At 55.9% G+C, this 19,943-nt stretch carries 14 protein-coding genes; 3 read left to right on the top strand and 11 right to left on the bottom strand.

Annotated features, from left to right (window positions below; translation table 11 throughout):
- Positions 1 to 13: 13 nt before the first annotated feature.
- The 8 genes from atpA to AC2IAX_RS06105 all read right to left on the bottom strand — a co-directional run bounded on the left by atpA (position 14) and on the right by AC2IAX_RS06105 (position 6,337).
- Positions 14 to 1,531 carry a F0F1 ATP synthase subunit alpha gene (gene atpA, locus AC2IAX_RS06070; protein ID WP_494389773.1) on the bottom strand — a complete coding sequence of 506 codons (1,518 nt, stop codon included), beginning with the start codon at positions 1,529 to 1,531 and terminating at the stop codon, positions 14 to 16.
- An 88-nt stretch (positions 1,532 to 1,619) separates the two neighbouring features.
- The gene (gene atpH, locus AC2IAX_RS06075; RefSeq protein ID WP_494389774.1) at positions 1,620 to 2,174 is read right to left on the bottom strand and encodes an ATP synthase F1 subunit delta; all 555 of its coding nucleotides are present in this window, start codon (positions 2,172 to 2,174) and stop codon (positions 1,620 to 1,622) included.
- A gap of 2 nt (positions 2,175 to 2,176) precedes the next feature.
- Entirely contained in the window at positions 2,177 to 2,719 is a 543-nt protein-coding gene (locus AC2IAX_RS06080) for a F0F1 ATP synthase subunit B (protein WP_494389775.1), read from the bottom strand.
- 7 nt (positions 2,720 to 2,726) lie between these two features.
- Positions 2,727 to 3,206, bottom strand: coding sequence for a F0F1 ATP synthase subunit B' (locus tag AC2IAX_RS06085; RefSeq protein ID WP_494389776.1), 480 nt, complete (start codon positions 3,204 to 3,206; stop codon positions 2,727 to 2,729).
- A 128-nt stretch (positions 3,207 to 3,334) separates the two neighbouring features.
- Complete coding sequence (atpE, locus tag AC2IAX_RS06090) at positions 3,335 to 3,583, bottom strand: ATP synthase F0 subunit C (protein WP_099532136.1); 249 nt, start codon at positions 3,581 to 3,583, stop codon at positions 3,335 to 3,337.
- A gap of 108 nt (positions 3,584 to 3,691) precedes the next feature.
- A complete protein-coding gene (gene atpB / locus AC2IAX_RS06095; RefSeq protein WP_234406579.1) occupies positions 3,692 to 4,459 on the bottom strand; it encodes a F0F1 ATP synthase subunit A in 768 nt (255 codons plus the stop codon).
- A 32-nt stretch (positions 4,460 to 4,491) separates the two neighbouring features.
- Positions 4,492 to 4,929, bottom strand: a complete 438-nt coding sequence (locus AC2IAX_RS06100; protein WP_494389777.1) for an ATP synthase subunit I — start codon at positions 4,927 to 4,929, stop codon at positions 4,492 to 4,494.
- 163 nt (positions 4,930 to 5,092) lie between these two features.
- The gene (locus AC2IAX_RS06105; RefSeq protein WP_494389778.1) at positions 5,093 to 6,337 is read right to left on the bottom strand and encodes a class I SAM-dependent methyltransferase; all 1,245 of its coding nucleotides are present in this window, start codon (positions 6,335 to 6,337) and stop codon (positions 5,093 to 5,095) included.
- 373 nt (positions 6,338 to 6,710) lie between these two features.
- Between AC2IAX_RS06105 and AC2IAX_RS06110 the strand changes: the two genes are divergently transcribed.
- The 3 genes from AC2IAX_RS06110 (at position 6,711) to AC2IAX_RS06120 (ending at position 15,643) form a co-directional block, all read left to right on the top strand.
- Entirely contained in the window at positions 6,711 to 9,428 is a 2,718-nt protein-coding gene (locus AC2IAX_RS06110; RefSeq protein WP_494389779.1) for a phycobilisome rod-core linker polypeptide, read from the top strand.
- A 400-nt stretch (positions 9,429 to 9,828) separates the two neighbouring features.
- The gene (locus tag AC2IAX_RS06115) at positions 9,829 to 11,910 is read left to right on the top strand and encodes a calcium-binding protein (protein WP_494389780.1); all 2,082 of its coding nucleotides are present in this window, start codon (positions 9,829 to 9,831) and stop codon (positions 11,908 to 11,910) included.
- 676 nt (positions 11,911 to 12,586) lie between these two features.
- The gene (locus AC2IAX_RS06120; RefSeq protein ID WP_494389781.1) at positions 12,587 to 15,643 is read left to right on the top strand and encodes a DUF4347 domain-containing protein; all 3,057 of its coding nucleotides are present in this window, start codon (positions 12,587 to 12,589) and stop codon (positions 15,641 to 15,643) included.
- A 39-nt stretch (positions 15,644 to 15,682) separates the two neighbouring features.
- Here AC2IAX_RS06120 and AC2IAX_RS06125 read toward each other — a convergent pair whose 3' ends face one another.
- Genes AC2IAX_RS06125 through AC2IAX_RS06135 form a run of 3 tightly spaced genes read right to left on the bottom strand, consistent with a single transcriptional unit; the run spans position 15,683 to position 19,762 of the window.
- Positions 15,683 to 17,266, bottom strand: coding sequence for a glycosyltransferase family 61 protein (locus AC2IAX_RS06125; RefSeq protein WP_494389782.1), 1,584 nt, complete (start codon positions 17,264 to 17,266; stop codon positions 15,683 to 15,685).
- A gap of 34 nt (positions 17,267 to 17,300) precedes the next feature.
- Positions 17,301 to 19,529 carry a polyphosphate kinase 1 gene (gene ppk1, locus AC2IAX_RS06130; protein WP_494389783.1) on the bottom strand — a complete coding sequence of 743 codons (2,229 nt, stop codon included), beginning with the start codon at positions 19,527 to 19,529 and terminating at the stop codon, positions 17,301 to 17,303.
- Entirely contained in the window at positions 19,529 to 19,762 is a 234-nt protein-coding gene (locus AC2IAX_RS06135) for a hypothetical protein (RefSeq protein WP_099535054.1), read from the bottom strand. The genes ppk1 and AC2IAX_RS06135 overlap by 1 nt, the downstream gene beginning before the upstream one ends.
- Positions 19,763 to 19,943 lie beyond the last annotated feature (181 nt).

Raw genomic sequence — 19,943 nt, forward strand, 5'->3', positions numbered from 1 at the left:
TGATTCGCGATGATTACTGAGCAACCAAAAAGGTTTGCTTGTACTCAGTCAACGCTTCCTTCAGCAGGGTTTCCGCCTCTTCCGTCAGTTGCTTGGTGCTGCGCACAGCTTCACCATAGGCAGCCTTGTTATTCTTCAGGTAATCCCGCAGACCCAACACAAACTTAGTGATCAGGTTCACCGGAATTTCATCCAAATAGCCGTTAATCCCGGCGTAAATGACCGCCACTTGCTCTTCCACACCCAGAGGGGAGTATTGGGGTTGCTTCAGCAGTTCCCGCAAGCGCTGACCACGGGCCAACTGGTCTTGGGTCGCCTTATCCAAATCGGAAGCGAACTGGGCGAAGGCAGCCAAGTCATCGTATTGGGCCAGTTCCAGTTTCACCTTACCGGCCACCTTCTTCATGGCCTTGGTTTGGGCCGCTGAACCCACGCGGGATACCGAGATACCGGCGTTCACCGCCGGACGCAGACCCGAGTTGAACAGGTCAGCGGACAAGAAGATTTGACCGTCGGTAATCGAAATCACGTTGGTCGGAATGTAGGCCGACACGTCACCGGCTTGGGTTTCGATGATCGGCAGGGCCGTCATGCTGCCACCACCCAGTTCATCGCTCAGCTTGGCGGCGCGCTCCAGCAAGCGGCTGTGGAGATAGAACACGTCGCCGGGGTAGGCTTCCCGACCGGGCGGACGACGCAGCAGCAAGGACATTTGGCGATAGGCCTGGGCTTGCTTAGACAAGTCATCGTAAACCACCAGGGTGGCCTTGCCCTTGTACATGAAGTACTCAGCAATGGCAGCACCGGTGTAGGGAGCCAGGTATTGCAGGGTAGCGGGGGCGTTGGCGTTGGCGGCCACAATGATGGTGTAGTCGAGTGCGCCCGCTTCCTTCAGCACATCAATCACCTGGGCCACGGAGGAGGCCTTTTGCCCGATCGCCACGTAGATGCAAATCACATCTTCGGACTTTTGGTTGATGATCGTGTCGATCGCGATCGAGGTCTTACCCGTTTGCCGGTCACCAATGATCAGCTCCCGTTGGCCACGCCCGATCGGAATCATCGAGTCAATTGCCGTAATCCCCGTCTGCATCGGTTCGCACACGGACTTCCGGGCAATAATCCCAGGGGCCATGGATTCGATCAAGCGCGTTTCCGTCGAAGCAATTTCACCCTTGCCATCGATCGGACGAGCCAGCGCATCCACAACCCGGCCCACAACCGCGTCACCCACCGGAATCGCCGCGATCTTGCCGGTGGCACGGACAGTACTGCCTTCTTGGATGTTGAGGCCGTCACCCATCAACACGGCACCCACATCGTTCTCTTCGAGGTTCAGTGCGATACCCACAGTACCGTCCTCGAACTCCAGCAGCTCACCAGCCATGGCATTTTGCAGGCCATAGATACGAGCGATCCCGTCACCCACTTGCAGCACGGTGCCCACGTCGGCCACCTTGACATCCTTGTCGTACTGCTCGATCTGCTGCTGAATAATGCTGCTGATTTCGTCCGGTCTGATTGCAATCACGGTCTGCGACTCCTAGTTTTCAACGTTGTTTCCAGCGTTTGGGGTGCCTATCTTGGTTGCGGCTCTCGGGATTTGCTCACCAACAGAGCTAGATTGCGCCCAAAGTCAGCGCCATGCGTCGTAATTGACCACGCAGGCTGGCATCGACCACTTGCGAGCCGACTTTGATAATCACACCGCCGATCAAATCGGTATCAACCTTCGTCACCAGTTCCACGCTGGCGGCCCCGGTGAGCTGTTTAACCCGCTCAATGGCGCTTTGGCGTTGTTCTTCCGTCAGTTCCACCGCAGAAGTCACTTCCGCCAAGGCCGTGTTCGTAAACTGGCGCAGCAGGTCTTGATATTTCTGGGCGATCACATCCAGCAGCGCAATCCGCTTGCGATCGACCAAGAGTTTCAAAAAGTTCGCCATCAACGGGTGCAGCGTTTCACCCGCCAGGCGATCGAGTACAGACTTTTTATCGTCCGCCTTGACAAACGGATTAGACAACAGAGCACCCAACTCTTCAGAGGTTGCTAGTAAACCTCGCAGGTAGGTCACATCCTCGCCAAAACGCGCCACCAAGCTTTCCTTCTGAGCCAAGGTCATCAAAGCTTGTGCGTAAGGCTCGGCGATGCTGGCGATCATTGAACTGCTTTGCATCGTTAGTTTCCTCCCCCTTGAATCAGGGACAAGCTCCGATCAACCAAATCTCGCTGTTGATCAGAATTCAAGCGCGAGCGCAGTTGGTCGTTGACCTGCTCCAAAGCTGCAGACACAGCCCGTTGACGCAATTGCGCAATCACACGCTCTTGCTCAGCCGCCAAGTCATTGGACGCGGCTTCACGCATCCGTTGCACGTCCTGAGTAGACTTGGCCAAAATGGCCTCCTTCGTCCGCTCAGCCGCAACCTTCGCTTCGGCAGTAATGCGCTCTGCTTCCGCTTGGGCTTGGGCCAGCTTGCGCTGCTGCTCTTCCAAGGCTTTCACGGCTTCCGCTTGAGCCTTTTCCGCTTCGGTGATTGCCTCTTCGATCGCCGCTTTCCGAGTTCCCAGCAGGTTACCCAAGAAGCCGCGACCAAAGTAGACCAAAACCCCCAACACGATCGCCAGGTTGATCACATTGGTTTCCAGGATGTCGGTGTTAATTCCGAACGATCCATGGGCCAACAAATGAGGGGCGATCGAACCCAAAAACATGTTCGTCATCACAACCTCATCCCAACTCAAAACCCAACAACTTCTGCACAATCTGACGGCTCAACACCGCCACTTGACCGTCCAGAGCAGCTAAAGCCGTCTGCCGTTGACCATCAATTTCCTGTTGAGCCGCTTCCCGCTCCGATTGGGCCTGTCGCTGTGCATCTGCCACCGTCTGAGCCGCCAACTTTTGCGCCTCCGCTTGGGCATCCGCTACGATGGACTGAGACTTACGGCGGGCCTCCGCCAAAGCCTGTTCATATTCCGCCGTCAGCGACTTCACCTTCTCCAGGCGCTCTTGTGCGTCCAGGTGCTTGCTGCGGATGTAGTCGGCCCGTTGGTCAATGGCTTGTCCCAGGGGCTTGTACAAAACCGCATTCAAAATCAAAGCCAAAATTAGAAACTGCGCTGCCATCAGGGGCAGGGTGGCATCAAGGTCAAACAGACCCCCTTCTGCCTCCGCTGCCAACAGCGTTGGTACGAGTGCGTATAGCATTTCGCTTACTCCCAGCAGATGGTTGACAGCCCCTTTTCGCGAGTTGGGGCAGCAAAAGGCTTTCGCATCAAGCAAGCGCCTTTCGCTGCCTCAGGTAGAACTCGTTCGCAAAAGCCGAAAACCAATATTTACGAAGCGAAGGGGTTAGCGAACAGCAGCACCAGTGCCACCACCAGACCGTAAATCGTCAGAGCTTCCATGAACGCCAAGCTCAACAGCAAGGTGCCACGGATTTTGCCTTCTGCTTCCGGTTGACGAGCAATCCCTTCCACAGCTTGACCAGCCGCATTACCTTGACCGATACCGGGGCCAATTGCACCCAAACCCACAGCCAGAGCAGCAGCCAGAACCGAAGCAGCAGCAATCGTAGGATTCATTGTCGTAGTCCGTCCTTGAATTGTTGTTGAGAGTCTTGTAATTAGAAGGGAAACAATCCCCAATTGATGCGTTCACGACTCTGTTTCATAACCCCAAAAATAGGGCAGTTAGTCGTGATGCTCGCCGTGGTGATCTTCCATTGCTTCACCAATGTAGGATGCCGCCAGAGTTGCAAAAATCAGGGCTTGAATTGCACTCGTGAACAGCCCCAAAACCATCAGCGGAATGGGCACGAACAAGGGAACCAGGAAGACCAGTACAGCCACCACAAGTTCATCCGCTAGGATATTACCAAACAAACGGAAGCTTAACGACAGCGGCTTGGTAAAGTCTTCAATGATTTTGAAGGGAACCATGATCGGGGTCGGCTGCGCGTAATCGGCGAAGTAACCCAACCCTTTTCGGCTCAATCCTGCATAGAAATAGGCGACCGATGTGGTCAGTGCCAGGGCAACCGTTGTGTTGATGTCGTTGGTAGGAGCAGCCAATTCACCAGACGGTAACTCAACGAGTTTCCAAGGAATGAGTGCACCACCCCAATTCGACACGAAAATGAATAGGAACAAGGTGCCAACGAAGGGAACCCATGCTCGATATTCTTTTTCGCCCACTTGGGTTTTGGTAAGGTCGCGGATAAACTCCAAGGCATATTCCATGAAGTTTTGCAATCCCGACGGTACTCGCTGAATGTTACGAGTTGCCAAGATGCAAGTAACGATCAGTAGCCCCAGGACAATCCAAGAAGCAAGAAAAACTTGCCCATGTACCTTGAAGTTGCCAATGTGCCAATAGAAGTGTTGACCAACTTCCAGTTCTGCTAGCGGAGAGAACGGAATGTTTGAAAAAAGATCGAACATAGCAACGCTGTTTTGCATAGGCATTTGACGAGATTGCTCTCGCAATTAGCCTAAGGGTTGGGCTTTGCGATCGCGCGCAACGTGTGGAAAATTAGAGCAGCCTTATAGGTCAAAAACCCAAGGATGATTGGCAACAGTTCAAGTTGCTGAACTCGAGCACCAATGAGGAAAATGGCTACAAAAAGTGCTAGCCGAGTTTTACTCAATTGCTGTTTGCCATTACCCAGGGTGGCGACATCTTTGGCCAGCATTCGCAGGTATACAATGCCCACCAGCGCTCCCAGCAAATAGCTCAGGGCGGTGTTGAGACTGTAGGTGGCCCAAACAGACAGAAAGATCACCAGAGATACAGCCAAAGAGCCGATTAACAGCTCCCGTTGGAGTTTGTAGTATTCCTCCATGGCTGCGCCGTTTTCGGAAGGGCCCTCGATCGCTTCGGGAGAAACTTCCGGCGTGGCGGTGATTGGTTCGACCGTTGGAGAGTCCATCGGTTGCAAACTCCTGGCTGTTGAATGCTGACCCGGCGGCCCTAAGCCAGGTGCGATTGTACCACGCAGGTGTTGCGCGTTTTTCACGGGAAATGGGCGAGGTTGCTGAGGGGAGCGATTTTGACTGTGCCCGGATTTGGCGGGTGGTTGGCTAGGGATTGAATTAGCGTTGGGGAGTCAGCAATAACAGGCGCTGATCAAGCAGCGATCGCACGTTTTCGAGGGTGAAGCCCGGCTGCTGGCTCAGGAGTTGGGCGATCGACTGGGGTTGGTCAGTGGTTTCGTTGGCGGCCACGGCACTCAGAAACTGGAACGTGGCATCGTCCAAGCTGACAATCCGATAGTCCTGATTAAATAGACAACGGCTGGGCCAGCCATCCATGCAGGGATTCAGGGTCGGTAGGGCCGCGGCCAGGGCGTTGGGATCTTCCCACGTGAGGCGATTGACCGGCGGGCAACCTAACCAAAATTCGTAATGGGTGGCCCCTTCGGGATCCAGTAGCTCCACCAGGCGATAGCGCTGTCGATCGCTCAAGCCCTCGGCTCGCGCCATCAGTTCCGGATTGCTACCCAAGAGGCGATCGAGCTGCCAGTAATCAGGGTTGGAAAAACCCAGGAATTCCAAGCCCGAGGCCTCAACTAATTCAAAGAGGGTGTCGATGTTGTAGTCCACTTCCTGGGGATGGACATACATATCTGCAAAACACTCATCCCGCTGGTTTTCCATCGACCAGCGCTCCTGCTCTCGTCGCACCAGTCGGTTCGTTTCGGGCAAGGCCGCAAACAACGATCGCCCAATCTGAACACCATCGCGATAGGGATTGGAGTCTGCCGGGCCCGTGGGGCTTTCACGGAGCAGGCGGATCGCTCGCTGCATCAGTTGAATTTCCCAACGGCCCAACTCTCCATACACGAAGATATGCATGAGACCGCCGGGAGCCAGCTTGGCGGCCAGGGATTGAATGCCTCGCATCGGATCAGGTAGGTGGTGCAGCACACCAACGCAGTTGATCCAATCAAATTTGCCGGCAATTTCCTGGGCATCGTAAAGACTCAGGTGGCGAAATTCCACGCGATCGCCCCCGCGAACCCGATCGCCCGTCCGCCGACACCGTTCCCGAGCCACACCCAGCGCCTCTGAACTCAGGTCGATCGCCGTGATCTTGGCTTCCGGGTTCAGGTGCATTAAATACTCAGTGCCCACACCCGTGCCGCAACCCGCATCCAAAATCCGAATATCAGCCCGTTCCGCCTTTCTGCCTGTGCAAAATTGATGCGCCGCCTGCCAATTCCAGCGCCAGTTATAGCCCGGCGGGGGTTCATCCAACAGAGGTTCCGGCGGAAACGGATAGGTATCGTAAAGCTTTTGAACGGCGGCCAGGGTTTGGGCGGTGCGCTGTGCTTCCATCGGAATTGAATAGGGGGTTGATTGGGTTGATTGTTTATATAGGAATTGCTGAAAAGAGGCTGAAACGAAGACTCGCAAGGGTCATCACCGCGATCGAGTCTATCGCACCCCCTGCCCTTCCAATGCCTGCGATCGCCCGCCTGAGAAGCATACATACTTCTTAACAAAGGCCGCCCCACGCACAGAATCGTTTTAGTCTAATGGGTGGATTCACAACCATATTGAGTTGAGATCGTCCCTTCCATGTTCGCCGACAGCCGTTGAGGGTTGCCAGCGTCGAGCCAACCTGAGGCTAAGGGCTAAAGGTTCTGTCCAATGTCACAGAACCCGGTACGGTCGTTCACCTGACTTAGAAAAGGACCATTAGAATCTCATGAGCGTTAAAGCAAGTGGTGGAAGCTCGGTTGCCCGTCCGCAGCTCTACAGCACTGTTCCCGTATCTAAAATTTCCCAAGCAGAACAACAAGATCGCTACCTAGCCCCAGCGGAACTCAGCGAACTTAAAACTTTCTTTAGCTCCGGTGCTCAACGACTGGCCATTGCTCAAGTCCTGACGGTTAACGCCGAAATCATCGTCTCGCGAGCGGCCAACAAGATCTTTACCGGTGGTTCGCCCCTGGCTTTCTTGGAAAAGCCGCCAACGGATGAGCCGGTGATGGCGACCACCACCAACCCCGTGGCTAAGACGGTGCAAGAGGGCATGACCTTCGGCACCGTTACCTACGTGGAAGCCAAGAGCAGTGGCGGTGGCCTGTTCAGTGGTCTGCGCGACTTTTTCTTGACCCCCTCCGCGCCCATTCCCGCTGGCTTCCGGCCCATTAGCGTTGCCCGCTATGGCCCCCGGAACATGCAAAAGTCCTTGCGGGACATGAGCTGGTTCCTGCGCTATGTGACCTACGCGATCGTGGCCGGTGACCCGACGATCATCGCCGTGAACACCCGTGGTCTGCGCGAAATCATCGAAAACGCCTGTTCCACGGCGGCCACGATCGTGGCGATCGAAGGCATGAAACAAGCGGCCCTCACCTACTTCCGCGATGATGCCAACGCCACGGAAATCGTCAAGCAATACTTTGACGTATTGCTAACGGAGTTCAAGGCCCCCACGCCGTCCAACAAGGTGCGTCAGCGTCCTTCGGCGGATCAACAGGGTCTGGCCCTGCCGCAGATCTACGCCAACGCCGCTGAAAAGCGCGTGAAGTACGCAATGAAGCCCGGCCTGTCGGCCACCGAAAAGAACGATGCGGTGAAGGCGGCCTATCGCCAAGTGTTTGAGCGCGACATCACCCGCGCCTACTCCTTGGGGATTTCCGACCTGGAATCGAAGGTCAAAAACGGCGAAATTTCCATGAAGGAATTCGTCCGCCGCTTGGCCAAGTCGCCCCTATACCGTAAGCAGTTCTTCGAGCCGTTCATCAACAGCCGCGCTCTCGAGCTGGCGTTCCGCCACATCCTGGGTCGTGGCCCCTCGTCCCGCGAAGAAGTGCAAAAGTACTTCTCGATCGTCTCGAGTGGCGGCTTGGCGGCCCTGGTCGATGCCCTGGTCGATTCGCAAGAATATGCGGATTACTTTGGCGAAGAAACCGTGCCTTACCTGCGTGGTCTGGGTCAAGAAGCCCAAGAGTGCCGCAACTGGGGCCCGCAGATCGACCTGTTCAACTACAGCGCTCCCTTCCGCAAGGTTCCTCAGTTCATCACCACCTTTGGGGACTACGTACAACCTCTACGCGATCAGCACCCTTACGGGGTTGGCAATGATCCGCTGGAAATTCAGTTTGGGGCGATCTTCCCGAAAGAAACCCGCAATCCCAAGAACCGGCCTGCGCCTTTTGGAAAGGACACCCGCCGGATCTTGATCAAGCGCGGTGCCGGGATTGAGAACCAACTGAGCAACCCGGGTGCAGTGGGCAAGGCTCCTGGCTCCATGGGGCCCAAGGTGTTCAAGCTGGATCAGTTGCCCGGGATTGGCAAATCGGTGAAGACCGCCAGCATTCGCTTCTCGGAAAGCACCACCCAAGCCGTAATTCGCGCTGCCTACCTGCAAGTGTTTGGCCGCGATGTGTATGAAGGCCAGCGCCTGACGGTGGCCGAAATCAAGCTGGAAAACGGCAACATCACGGTTAAGGAATTCATCCGTCAGTTGGCCAAGTCGGATCTGTTCCGCAAGACCTACTGGAGTTCGTTGTACGTGATGAAGGCGGTGGAATACATTCACCGTCGCCTGCTGGGCCGCCCCACCTACGGTCGCAACGAAACCAACAAGTACTTCGACATCTGCGCCAAGCAAGGGTTCTACGCCTTGATTGATGCAATTCTCGATACGGCGGAATACGCGGAAGCCTTTGGGGAAGATACGGTTCCCTACGAGCGCTATCTGACAGCAGGCGGCCAAGCCTTGCGCACAACCCGTCCAGGTAACCTGGGCTTCAAGGGTGTGCTGACCAAGCCGGAACCGGAAGCACCGCGCTTTGTGGAGCTGGGGCAACCGCTCTCGATCCGCACGGAAGGGGATGCGAGCAACCGTGCTGGCCAAGGGGTGAGCCGTCGTCGCGAGCAAACCAAGACCTTCAAGCTGACGACCACGACCGATAAGGTGGCCCTGAAAACGGCGATCGCGGCGGCCTATCGTCAGGTCTTTGAACGTGACTTGGATCCCTATGTGGTGCGGGCTGAGTTCACGGCGCTGGAAAGCAAGCTGGGCAACGGCGAAATCACGATGAAGGAATTCATCGAATCGTTGGGCGGCTCTCGCTTGTACACCAAGGAGTTCTATGCTCCCTATCCGAACACGAAGGTGATCGAACTGGGTCTGAAACATTTCTTGGGCCGGGCACCTTTGAACCAGGTGGAAATTCGCAAGTACAACCAAATTCTGGCGACGGAAGGTCTGAAGGGCTTTGTGTCGGCCATGCTGAACACGCCGGAATATGCGGAGTGCTTCGGTGAGGATACGGTTCCCTATCGCCGGTTCCCGACGCTGCCGGCTGCGAACTTCCCGAATACCAACCGGTTGTATGACCAACTGACCAAACAGAACAGTGATGTGGTGGTGCCGAGCTTTGTGCCAGCAACGCCCCTGAGCCGTGCCTAAAACGCGGATTCTGTGGGTCTTTCCTGACAGGTGATTCTGTTGAATTTGAGGTTGTGAATGCTCCTACATTCGATCGCTCGCTAAGGCTGGGCGATCGGGTGTAGGCTTCTCAATTTCAAGCCTGGTTGAGTGGCTGACGCTCAAATTAGCCCAATGAAACATACCTTTTAAGCCAGTTTTGTAAGACTGCTGAAAACAAGGGGCCTCCGCTCCTTGTTTTTGCGTTTTTGGCGCTGTTGATGGTCGCTATGGTAATGGCTACTCATAGGACTGATAATCATGGCTCGCCTAGAGTCCGTTCTTTGTGATACCAATTATCATCCTATTCAAGATAAAATTAATACCGATTTCATAACTTAAACAACCCGTCATTAGAAAGATTTGAAGCCAGGGTGCATCAATGGCTATTTCATTTAGCGGTTCCTATAGTCAGAACTTCAACACTCTCAATTCGAGCGGTTCTAACAGTGATCTAGCTTGGACTAATAACACTACGCTGTCCGGCTGGTATTTGTTTCGCCAGCCCGCTCCTGGTCAAGCTTTAGCCATTTATCGATCGAGCCAGGGCAACACCACTACAGGCAATTTTTATAGCTTTGGCCTCACTGAAAATAGCGATCGAGCCTTAGGCGGTATCGGCTCCGGCGGTGATTATTTCGAGAATCCTGACAGCGGAAAGATTGCCGGATGGATTGCGTTTGCGGCCAAAAACACCACTAGCACGACGATCAATCACCTCACAATTTCCTTTGCAGGTGAACAGTGGCGGAATGGGGGAAACGCCACTGCGCAAACCATGGTGTTGGAATATGGCTTCGGTAGCAGTTTCACAACCGTTCCAACCTGGACAGCGCCGGGTAGTGGGTTCAATTGGACTTCGCCTGTGGCAACTACGACGGCTGGCATGGTTGACGGGAATGCTGCGGGGCGGGTTGCGGGCGTTGGAGGAACGCTGTCCGGATTGAGCTGGGCCCACAATGACACCCTCTGGCTCCGTTGGGTGGAGCGAAATGACACGGACGATGATCATGGTTTGGCGATCGATGACTTCTCCCTCACCGGCACACCCAACCCCACCGTCAATCTCTCGGTCAGCCGCAACAACGGAACCGAAACCGATCGAACCATCATCACCGTCACGGCCACCGCTTCCCAGGCTGTTATCGGCGACCAAACCGTTGAACTCCAAGTCAGCGGGACGAACATCACCCCGGAAGACTATCAGCTCAGCCAACCCCAAATCAGCATCACCAACGGCAACACAACCGGCTCAGTCACCTTCACGGTGATGGATGACGCGATGGTGGAAGGAACCGAAACCGCCACCATTACCCTGAAAACAACTACCAGTGGCTTGACCCTGGGCAGCAGCCTGGTACAAACGATCGAGATCGAAGATAACGACGGGGCCGTCAGCTCCCCCAGCCCCCTGAGTTCGGGCGGTGGTTTGGCTCCGGCTCCTATTGCTCCAGCTTTTGTCGCTCCGGCCCCGATCGCCCCTAGCCCAGAAATTCCCCCCAGCAGCCCGATCGCCCCACCGCCACCCCTGCCCCCTCGACTGATTGTGACCCTCGATCGAGGCGGGCCAATCATCCTCGACGACACCGCCGCCCCCGTACAACTCACCCAGCCCTCAACGGATGCGAACCGCGCAACCTGGCCTCAACAGATCATCAGCATCACCAATATTGGATCAGAACCCCTGAAGCTCTTGGATTTGCAATTACCCAAGGGCTTTTCCATTCTGGAAACCCTGCCGCCCGTCGTCCTGCCCAGTGCCACCCTTAAAGTGACCTTGGCCCTCACGGAGCAACCGGGAACCTATGACGGGCGTTTTGTGCTGCGCACCAATGGCGAACCAGCGGTTTACGATTTCCCGGTTGTCGGTCAGGTTCTCCCCAGCTTCAGCGCTTTCCCGATCGGGGACAGCGGTAATGGGTGTCAACCGCCCTTGCTGATGCCCGATCGCACCCAAACCGGCTCCGATCGCGCAGATACCCTGTGGGGCAATGCCGAAAGCAACCAACTTTTGGGGCTGGGTGACTCTGATTGGCTGTGGGGTGGCGCAGGAGCCGATTGGCTGGCGGGTGCAGAAGGCGACGACACCCTTTTTGGCAACCAACAGGCGGATACGCTCTGCGGCGGCACTGGCAACGATCTGCTCTTTGGTGGCCGGGGAGCTGATTGGTTGTTTGGCAGCGATGGCGATGATCTGCTCAGCGGCGATCGGGGCGATGACACTCTGATCGGTGGTGCAGGGAGCGATCGCTTTGTGATTGGTGAAGGTACGGAGACAATTCTTGATTTTGAAGATGGGATTGATCGACTCGTTTTGCCCACTGGAATTACCTTCGAGTCCCTCAGCCTCGCGGTAAGTGATGGCTTCTTGAACCTTAGCAACGGCACAACGCTGCTCGCCAAAATTGCCAACCTCACACCCAACCAACTGACCGCAGCAGATTTGGCTCCGGCTTTGGTCTGAGGCTAAGTTTGCCGTCAGGTCATCTATCTACCAAGTAGCCCGCTAAGCAGCTTAGGTTCCTTTTGCATCATCACAAACTGAAATTATCTTCTCCGTGGAATTTCTGAAATCTACGGAGAAGACCTCTGGGGGTTGAACAATCGACACCAAGCCGATATAAAACCTCAACTCTAGGCAGAGTAATACTTTGGGCTGGCTTTGCAAACTCTTGCTGATTATCCAGCATCGAAAACTCAAGGTTTATAGTGCTGCTTTATTTAAGTATCTATTAAAAATCTTTTTTATCAGAGAATATTCATTTTCATAGAAAACAGACTCTTTTTTGACTCAATCTAGCTTTCCTAGAATCCAAACATCGAACCGTGCGGCACTTTAATGTTATTTTCTCTAAAAATTCCCATTTTTAGGACTTTTTCGAGTTTTTTGATCCGTAAACTTCTTGAAGTTGAGCGTATATAAAGAGACACTTTAGGCAACTCAGCAAGGCTGTAATCTGAGCTTGACGCTTCTTAAGAACTAATTTATACAGGATCCGAAAAAGGAAGCTTGCCTCGCTTCCTGGATGTCTCAGTATTCTTGATCAAGATTATCACTTAAATAACCTAACTAGATAGCACTACTACTGACTGGATCCGACACATTATCTCCCTTCGCTCACCACTCTGAGCTAACCACCATGGATTATCAACAGGCCTCTGCTCCCTCCCAAACTCTCGTCGTCTTCGATTCGCAAGTCCCCAATTGGGAGCAACTGCGTGATGGCTTGGTTCCCGGCACTCAGGTGCTGGTTCTCGATCCCAACCGCGATGGGGTTGAACAAATTAGCGAGGCGTTGGCCCATCAACAAAACCTAGCTTCCGTTCACATCATTTCCCACGGTGAGCCGAATCGGGTCTTTTTGGGTAACTCGGCCTTGGATGTGGTCAGTGCGGCCACGACCCACAGCGAGGAACTGGCGGGTTGGCGAAAAGCACTTGCGCCGGGGGCCGATTTGTTGCTCTATGGCTGCAATGTGGGCGCAGGTGCCACCGCTAGTTTGCCGCAGGTGTTGGCGCACCTGACGGGAGCAGACGTGGCGGTCAGCGAAGACCTGACGGGGGCGGCCAGCCTGGGCGGCGACTGGGATTTGGAGGTGACCACAGGGCAAATCGAAGCGTTGCCTGCCCTCAGTGAAATTGTCCGCGCCGACTATGCCCATATCCTGGCTTGGGTTGTCAGCACCTTGGCAGGTAGCGGTACACCTGGCTTCGCCGATGGCACGGGCACGGCAGCAAGATTTAGGAATCCATCCGGCATCACCATCGACAGCGCGGGCAACCTCTATGTTGCAGATACCGCCACCAATCGTATCCGTAAGATCACACCTACGGGCGTTGTCTCCACCCTCGCGGGTAGCACAATTGGCTTCGCCGATGGCACGGGCACGGCGGCAAAATTTAACACTCCATACGGCATCACCATCGACAGTGCGGGCAACCTCTATGTTGCCGATACCTTCAACAATCGCATCCGCAAGATCACACCTGCGGGCGTTGTTACCACCTGGGCGGGTAGCGGCACATCTGGCTCCGCCGATGGCACGGGCACCGCAGCACAATTTAACCGTCCATTTGGCATCACCATCGACAGTGCGGGCAACCTCTACGTTGCAGATAGCAACAATGATCGCATCCGCAAGATCACCCCTGCGGGCGTTGTCACTACCTTGGCGGGTAGCACATCTGGCTTTGCCGATGGCACGGGCACTGCGGCACAATTTAACGCTCCATACAGCATCACTACCGATAGTGCGGGCAACCTCTATGTTGCCGATGCCTTCAACGATCGCATCCGCCAGATCACACCTGCGGGCGTGGTCTCCACCCTAGCTGGGGATGGCACGGCTGGCTTCGCCGATGGCACGAGCACCGCAGCACAATTTAACCGTCCATTCGGCATCACCATCGACAGTGCGGGCAACCTCTACGTTGCAGATAGCAACAATGATCGCATCCGCAAGATCACCCCTGCGGGCGTGGTCTCCACCCTCGCAGGTAGCACATCTGGCTTCGCCGATGGCACGGGCACCGCGGCACAATTCAATGGTCCGCGAGGCATCACCGCCGACAGTACGGGTACCCTCTTTGTTGCAGATGCCATCAACAATCGCATCCGCCAGCTCGCTGAGGCCCCCACTATTGCCTTTAGTGCTGCCACCTTCTCCACCCCAGAGAATGGGGGCACCAGCAACGCGGTCACCCTCACCCGCAGTGGGATTCTCACTAGCCCTTCTAGCGTTCAGGTCACCCTTACCGGCGGCACAGCAACTGGAGGGGGCACAGACTATACCGATACAAGCTTCCCGCTCACAGTTACCTTTGCTGCCAATGAGACCAGCAAAACCGTCCCACTCCCAATTATTGATGACAGCTTGGTTGAAGCCGCCGAAACCATCACCTTCAGTGTCAGCGGTGTGACCAATGCAACGATTGGCACGCAAAGCACAGCAACTTTGACGATCACCGACAACGACGCGCCGCCTGTCGTTTCCACTCCCACGCCGACTCCCACCCCCTCTCCCACGCCGACTCCCACTCCCTCTGCCCCTATTGTTGCTACTCCCCCGCCGCCGGCCTACTTCTCCATCAACCTCGACAACAACGGACCCACCCTGCTCAACGCAACGGATGTTCCCCTTCGCTTCGGAGACAGTCAGGACAATGCCAGCACTCTCCAAACTCTGACCATCACCAGCCTCAGCCCCTATCCCCTCAAAGTTTTGGGTCTGGAATTGCCCAACGGCTTTAGCTTGGTTAACCCACTGCCAGAAGTTGTGCTGCCGGGTCAGGCTGTTCCCATTACCCTCAAGCTCAGTGGCAAAGCGGGTGACTATTCGGGGCAGTTTCTCCTCAAAACCGATGGCGACCCACAATCCTATCGTTTCCCGCTGGTTGGCAAACTGCTCGCAGATTCAACGCCGCTTTCGGATCGGACGCTGCCCACTTGTCCTTGCGAAACTTTGGCAGACCCTTCAATTCCCCAATCCGCAACCCAAACAACGGGCAGCGAGGGCAATGACTCCTTGACCGGCATTCCTAGCAGTGACCATCTCGTCGGGCTGGCGGGTAATGATCTACTGAGCGGACGGCAGGGACAGGATTATCTGTTCGGTGGCGAGGGCGATGATTTCCTGTTTGGCGGTCGTGACTCCGATTGGCTCAATGGTGAGGCGGGTAATGATTTCCTCTCGGGTGACCTGGGCGCAGATACGGTTCTGGGGGGCGGTGGTAATGATCTGATCTTTGGCGATCGCACTACGCCAGGGGAAACATCTGAGTCAGGCGCGGATCTGCTCTGTGGTGGTGAAGGCAACGACACGCTCTTTGGCAACCAACAGGCGGATACGCTCTGCGGCGGCATTGGCAACGATCTGCTCTTTGGTGGGCGCGGTGCTGATGTGCTGTTTGGCAATTTGGGGGATGACGTTCTCTCGGGCGATCGGGGCGATGACACTCTAATCGGTGGCACAGGGAGCGATCGCTTTGTGATTGGTGAAGGCACGGAGACGATTCTTGATTTTGAAGATGGGATCGATCGCCTCGTTTTGCCCACTGGAATTAACTTCGAGTCTCTCAGCCTTGCGGTAAGTGATGGCTTCTTGAACCTTAGCAACGGCACAACGCTGCTCGCCAAAATTGCCAACCTCACGCCGAACCAACTGACCGCAGCAGATTTGGCTCCGGCTTTGGTCTAGGTCTGATCAGCAACTGGAATTTCAAGCGTTGTCTGATTCTTATAAATTTGCCCGATCGAGAATGGTTGCCAAGGCCTGAGGATCGATTTCCAAGTCATCTCGATAGGCTTGGGCCTGGGCCATCCAGTCCCCGATCGGCAAGGGTGGCAACGTTTCGCGCCCCAACAGGGCCCAGTAATTCAAATGGCTACAGTTGGCCACCAACCAAAAGAAGTTCGCCACGTAGCGTGGTGGAAATAGCTCAATCACCGTTGCGCCCGGTTCGGCGTAGGCCAAATTGGTCAAACCTGCCCCATGGGGAGCCACAATGGCTCGGGCCCGCTGGAACAGGGCGGCCTGGTGACCCAGGCTGAGACCATCGAGATCCACCGCCTGAAACCCTCGTTGGGTCAACAGGGGCAAAATTTCCGCTTCGTTTAAAAACCGGCGATGCTGCACATTGTTGCGCCTTGTGATGTAGAGCCGATCGGGACAGTGGGCCGGGTCGATCGCCGTTGCCAGCGGTAAAAATTCCCGGCGCAAAAATTCGCGGGTCTGGGGAGTGAAGGTGTTATCAGCAATGGGGGTGCAGCGGCCCAAAGATGGTAGGGCCAAGAGCCGATCGGCTTGAAGGTGGGGATGACAATCACTGGAAACGACGCGATCGGGGTCAATGCCCAAGCGCTCCAGGGTGGCGAATTGAAAGGGATAGTCGAGGCGATCGAACACCCACCAATCGATCGCCGATCGCTCAAACCCCGCCTCCGCCAACCAAGCCAACCGGGGCAAACAGTCCACCATCCAATGCCAATAGTTGGGCCGAAACCGCACAGACAGAAAGGCTGCCGTACCCGGCAACTTCCGAACGGGGGGTGGCTGGCTCACCGCCTGCAAGGGTGCAATTCCCGAGGACAGTTCCTGAATGGTTTGATGATCGGCCGTGGTGATGCAGATCCCCAACTGGGAAATTTGGGCCCGCCCCTGGGGAAGGGCCACCACCCCGGGGCGTGGCCAGGGCGGCAGTTGGGGGGCGGTGTCTGGATCCAGGTGTGGATGCACGGGCCCCAACATCTGAGCAGCTTTGAGGGGAGGATAGGGCGCGATCGGCTCCAGCCAGCGGGTTTGTGCTGCGGGTAAATCGGCGACGGAACACCAATGCAAGGGATAGTCCAACCGCGCGAATTCCTGGACGATCGCGGGGGGCAGTTGCCAGCGCTCACAGTCGGCCGCTTCCCGATCGCGCCCCAATTCCCGCAGCAGCCGCGCTACTCGAAAACAGCAGGTGGCCCCGTTGCCATTGGCCTGGAGCGATCGCAAGTAGGCCCGAATCGCCATCGGGTGATCGCCCAGCCCTTCCGCCACCTGGGCCCCTTGCAGCCACAACCGCCAGTTAGCAGGAGCCAACTCCGCCGCCCGCCACAGGGCCAGGGCCGCCGCCGGCCAGCGTTGCAGTTGGGCTAGAACCTGGGCGAACTGCACGTACAAATCCGAGTCCTGGGGCCGATCGCAAATGGCCGATCGCAGCCGTTGCCGAAGCAATTCAGGGGCGATCGGCTCCTTGTTTTCGGCCACAGGGTTTTCGGCTACAGAACTTTTGGCCCCCAGGCCTTGGGCATCAGGCAACGCTGCCACCGTATCCGCCACCGCAATTGATCAATCAATCCACCACTAGCGACAACTAATCGTCATCCTTCAACACCGCTTCCTGTTCCGCCAACTGCATCAACACCACCTGGGAAGCTTGCGGATCTGATTTACCAAGGGGTTGTCGTTGGTTATAGATCCCATCCGATTGCAGTTCCCAAGCGTTGCGGGTGTCGGCCAACATTACGCCCAAAATTGCTTGCAACTCTTGCACCAAGTCCGGATCCTCGATCGGGGTGACCGCCTCCACCCGTCGCGTCAAATTGCGGGGCATCCAATCGGCACTGCCAATATACAGCTCATCTTGGCCGCCATTGTGGAAATAGAAAATGCGGGAATGTTCCAAAAAGCGGCCCACAATGCTGACCACGCGGATATGGTCGCTCAGGCCCGGCAAACCTGGCCGCAAACAACAAATTCCCCGCACAATCAAATCCACCTGCACCCCCGCTTGGGAGGCCTCATACAGCGCCCGAATCACCACCGGATCCACCAGGGCGTTCATTTTGGCCACAACCCGCCCCTGTTGACCCTGGCGGGCCCAGTCGCGCTCCCGTTGAATCAAGGCCACCATCCGATCGCGCATGTTCACCGGGGCCACCAACAGCTTGCGATAGGCGCGTTGGCGAGAATAACCCGTTAGGTAATTGAACAAATCGGTCAAGTCAGCCCCCAGCTCCGGCCGGCAACTGAGCAGCCCCACATCGGTGTAGAGCTTGGCAGTTTTGGGGTTGTAGTTTCCGGTTCCAATATGGACGTAGCGGCGCAGGCCCTCCGGCTCCTTGCGCACCACCAGCACAATCTTGGTGTGGGTTTTCAGGCCCACCAAGCCATAAACCACATGCACCCCGGCGCTTTCCAGCTTGCGGGCCCAGTTGATGTTGTTTTCTTCATCAAACCGAGCCTTGAGTTCCACCAACACCACCACCTGTTTGCCGTTTTCCGCCGCATCAATTAGGGCATGGACGATCGGGGAGTCGCCAGAGGTGCGATACAGGGTCATCTTGATCGTCAGCACATTCGGATCGCGGGCCGCTTCCGTGATAAACCGCTGCACCGTGGCCGAAAAGGAGTGATAGGGATGGTGCAACAACAAGTCTTGACGGCGAATTTCTGTGAAAAAGTCGCTGACTTCCTCTTCCTCTGGGGATTGCACACTTTCTGAAGGTTCCGGCAGGCGCTGCACCCGCTTAGGAATCACTGGGTTCCAGGACGGATCCTTCAAGTGAGGCAAAGGCAAGCCCAAAAAGGCCATGAAGTCCCGCAGCCCCAGCAGACCGGTGACGGGATAGACGCTCTCGGCGGTAATTTCCAACTCTTCGAGCAGTCGATCGCTAATTTCCGTGGGCATGGTGTCCAGCACCTCCAGCCGCACCACGGAACCGCCCAAGCGCCGTTTTCGCAATTCCTGTTCGATCGCCAGCAGCAGATCATCGGCCTCGTCTTCCGCCACGGCGATGTCCGCGTTGCGGGTGACCCGAAAGGGCTGATATTCCAGGATATTCATACCCGGAAACAGGCTTTCCAGGTTGTGAGCAATCACCTGCTCGATCGCCACGCAAACCCAAACCGGCTTACCGGGATTGGCCCCCACCCAATCGGCACTGAGGGTGGCCGGATCCAGACTATCGGCCGCCAAGGGCAAAAAACGGGGCAAGCTTTCGGGAACCTTCACCCGCCCAAAGTGATCTTCCTGAGTTTCCGGATCCTGCACCACTACCGCCAGGTTCAGGCTGAGGTTGGAAATATGAGGAAAGGGATGGCCCGGATCCACCGCCAGGGGCGTGAGCACCGGGAAAATCTCCGCCTCAAAGAGCTGATGGAGATAGGCCCGCTGCTCTTGGTTCAGGTCAACGTAATCCAGCAGGTAAATGCCCTGTTCGGCCAGCAGGGGGCGCAACACCTTGGCGTAGTGTTGGTGTTGATCGGCCACGATCGGGCGCAGGTGTTCGGCAATTTCAATCAGTTGCTGTTGGGGCGATCGCCCGTCGGGGGGCCGCTTGGCCACGCCCGCTTCCACCTGCTTTTTGAGGGCAGCCACGCGCACCATGAAAAATTCATCCAAGTTGGAGCTGAAGATTGCAGAGAACTTCAACCGCTCCAACAGGGGGTTGCGATCGTCCATGGATTCGTGCAGCACCCGCCGGTTGAACTGAATCCAACTCAGTTCCCGGTTGAAGTAGTACTGCGGATCTTGCAGGTCGATCGATTGCGATTCCGGTCGATCGGGATTTTCCGTGGTAGCTCGTTGCGCCCTAGTCATTACTCGTTGCCGCCTGGCCCATGAGGTCGAAACATTTCCTGTTCGCGACCGACCCACCATTCACCCAAATTCATCAAGTCTTGGTGAATGTCCGCTAGGGCTTGGGAATATTCCGCTGGTGAAAGGCGATCTCGCTGCTCTTCCAATTTGGCAAGGCGAAGCTGCACCAGCAACCAAGGTTTGTGGGAACTGTCGGTACCTTCGATGTAGCGGGCAATGGCTTGGCTAATCATGGGGATTGGGGGCGGACGCGCTCTCGACCGTAGCAAAAATGGCAGTTGCCTCAGCTTAACCTATCTTTAAAATTTGGTTAAAGCGCAATTTTCCAAAGCCGGAGCAAGGCGCTCCAGCCCCCGGCCTGCTGAAGTTCGATGGAGTTGAGTGACCCAATTTTAAATTTGGCGCTATTTTGGC

The sequence above is a fragment of the Limnothrix sp. HT2024 genome (assembly GCF_059138625.1).

Bases quoted from the DNA above. Each gene is read 5' to 3' on its own strand.
- atpH (WP_494389774.1), bottom strand. From the start codon at position 2,174: ATGCAAAGCAGTTCAATGATCGCCAGCATCGCCGAGCCTTACGCACAA.
- AC2IAX_RS06080 (WP_494389775.1), bottom strand. From the start codon at position 2,719: ATGACGAACATGTTTTTGGGTTCGATCGCCCCTCATTTGTTGGCCCAT.
- AC2IAX_RS06085 (WP_494389776.1), bottom strand. From the start codon at position 3,206: ATGCTATACGCACTCGTACCAACGCTGTTGGCAGCGGAGGCAGAAGGG.
- atpE (WP_099532136.1), bottom strand. From the start codon at position 3,583: ATGAATCCTACGATTGCTGCTGCTTCGGTTCTGGCTGCTGCTCTGGCT.
- atpB (WP_234406579.1), bottom strand. From the start codon at position 4,459: ATGCAAAACAGCGTTGCTATGTTCGATCTTTTTTCAAACATTCCGTTC.
- AC2IAX_RS06100 (WP_494389777.1), bottom strand. From the start codon at position 4,929: ATGGACTCTCCAACGGTCGAACCAATCACCGCCACGCCGGAAGTTTCT.
- AC2IAX_RS06105 (WP_494389778.1), bottom strand. From the start codon at position 6,337: ATGGAAGCACAGCGCACCGCCCAAACCCTGGCCGCCGTTCAAAAGCTT.
- AC2IAX_RS06110 (WP_494389779.1), top strand. From the start codon at position 6,711: ATGAGCGTTAAAGCAAGTGGTGGAAGCTCGGTTGCCCGTCCGCAGCTC.
- AC2IAX_RS06115 (WP_494389780.1), top strand. From the start codon at position 9,829: ATGGCTATTTCATTTAGCGGTTCCTATAGTCAGAACTTCAACACTCTC.
- AC2IAX_RS06120 (WP_494389781.1), top strand. From the start codon at position 12,587: ATGGATTATCAACAGGCCTCTGCTCCCTCCCAAACTCTCGTCGTCTTC.
- ppk1 (WP_494389783.1), bottom strand. From the start codon at position 19,529: ATGACTAGGGCGCAACGAGCTACCACGGAAAATCCCGATCGACCGGAA.
- AC2IAX_RS06135 (WP_099535054.1), bottom strand. From the start codon at position 19,762: ATGATTAGCCAAGCCATTGCCCGCTACATCGAAGGTACCGACAGTTCC.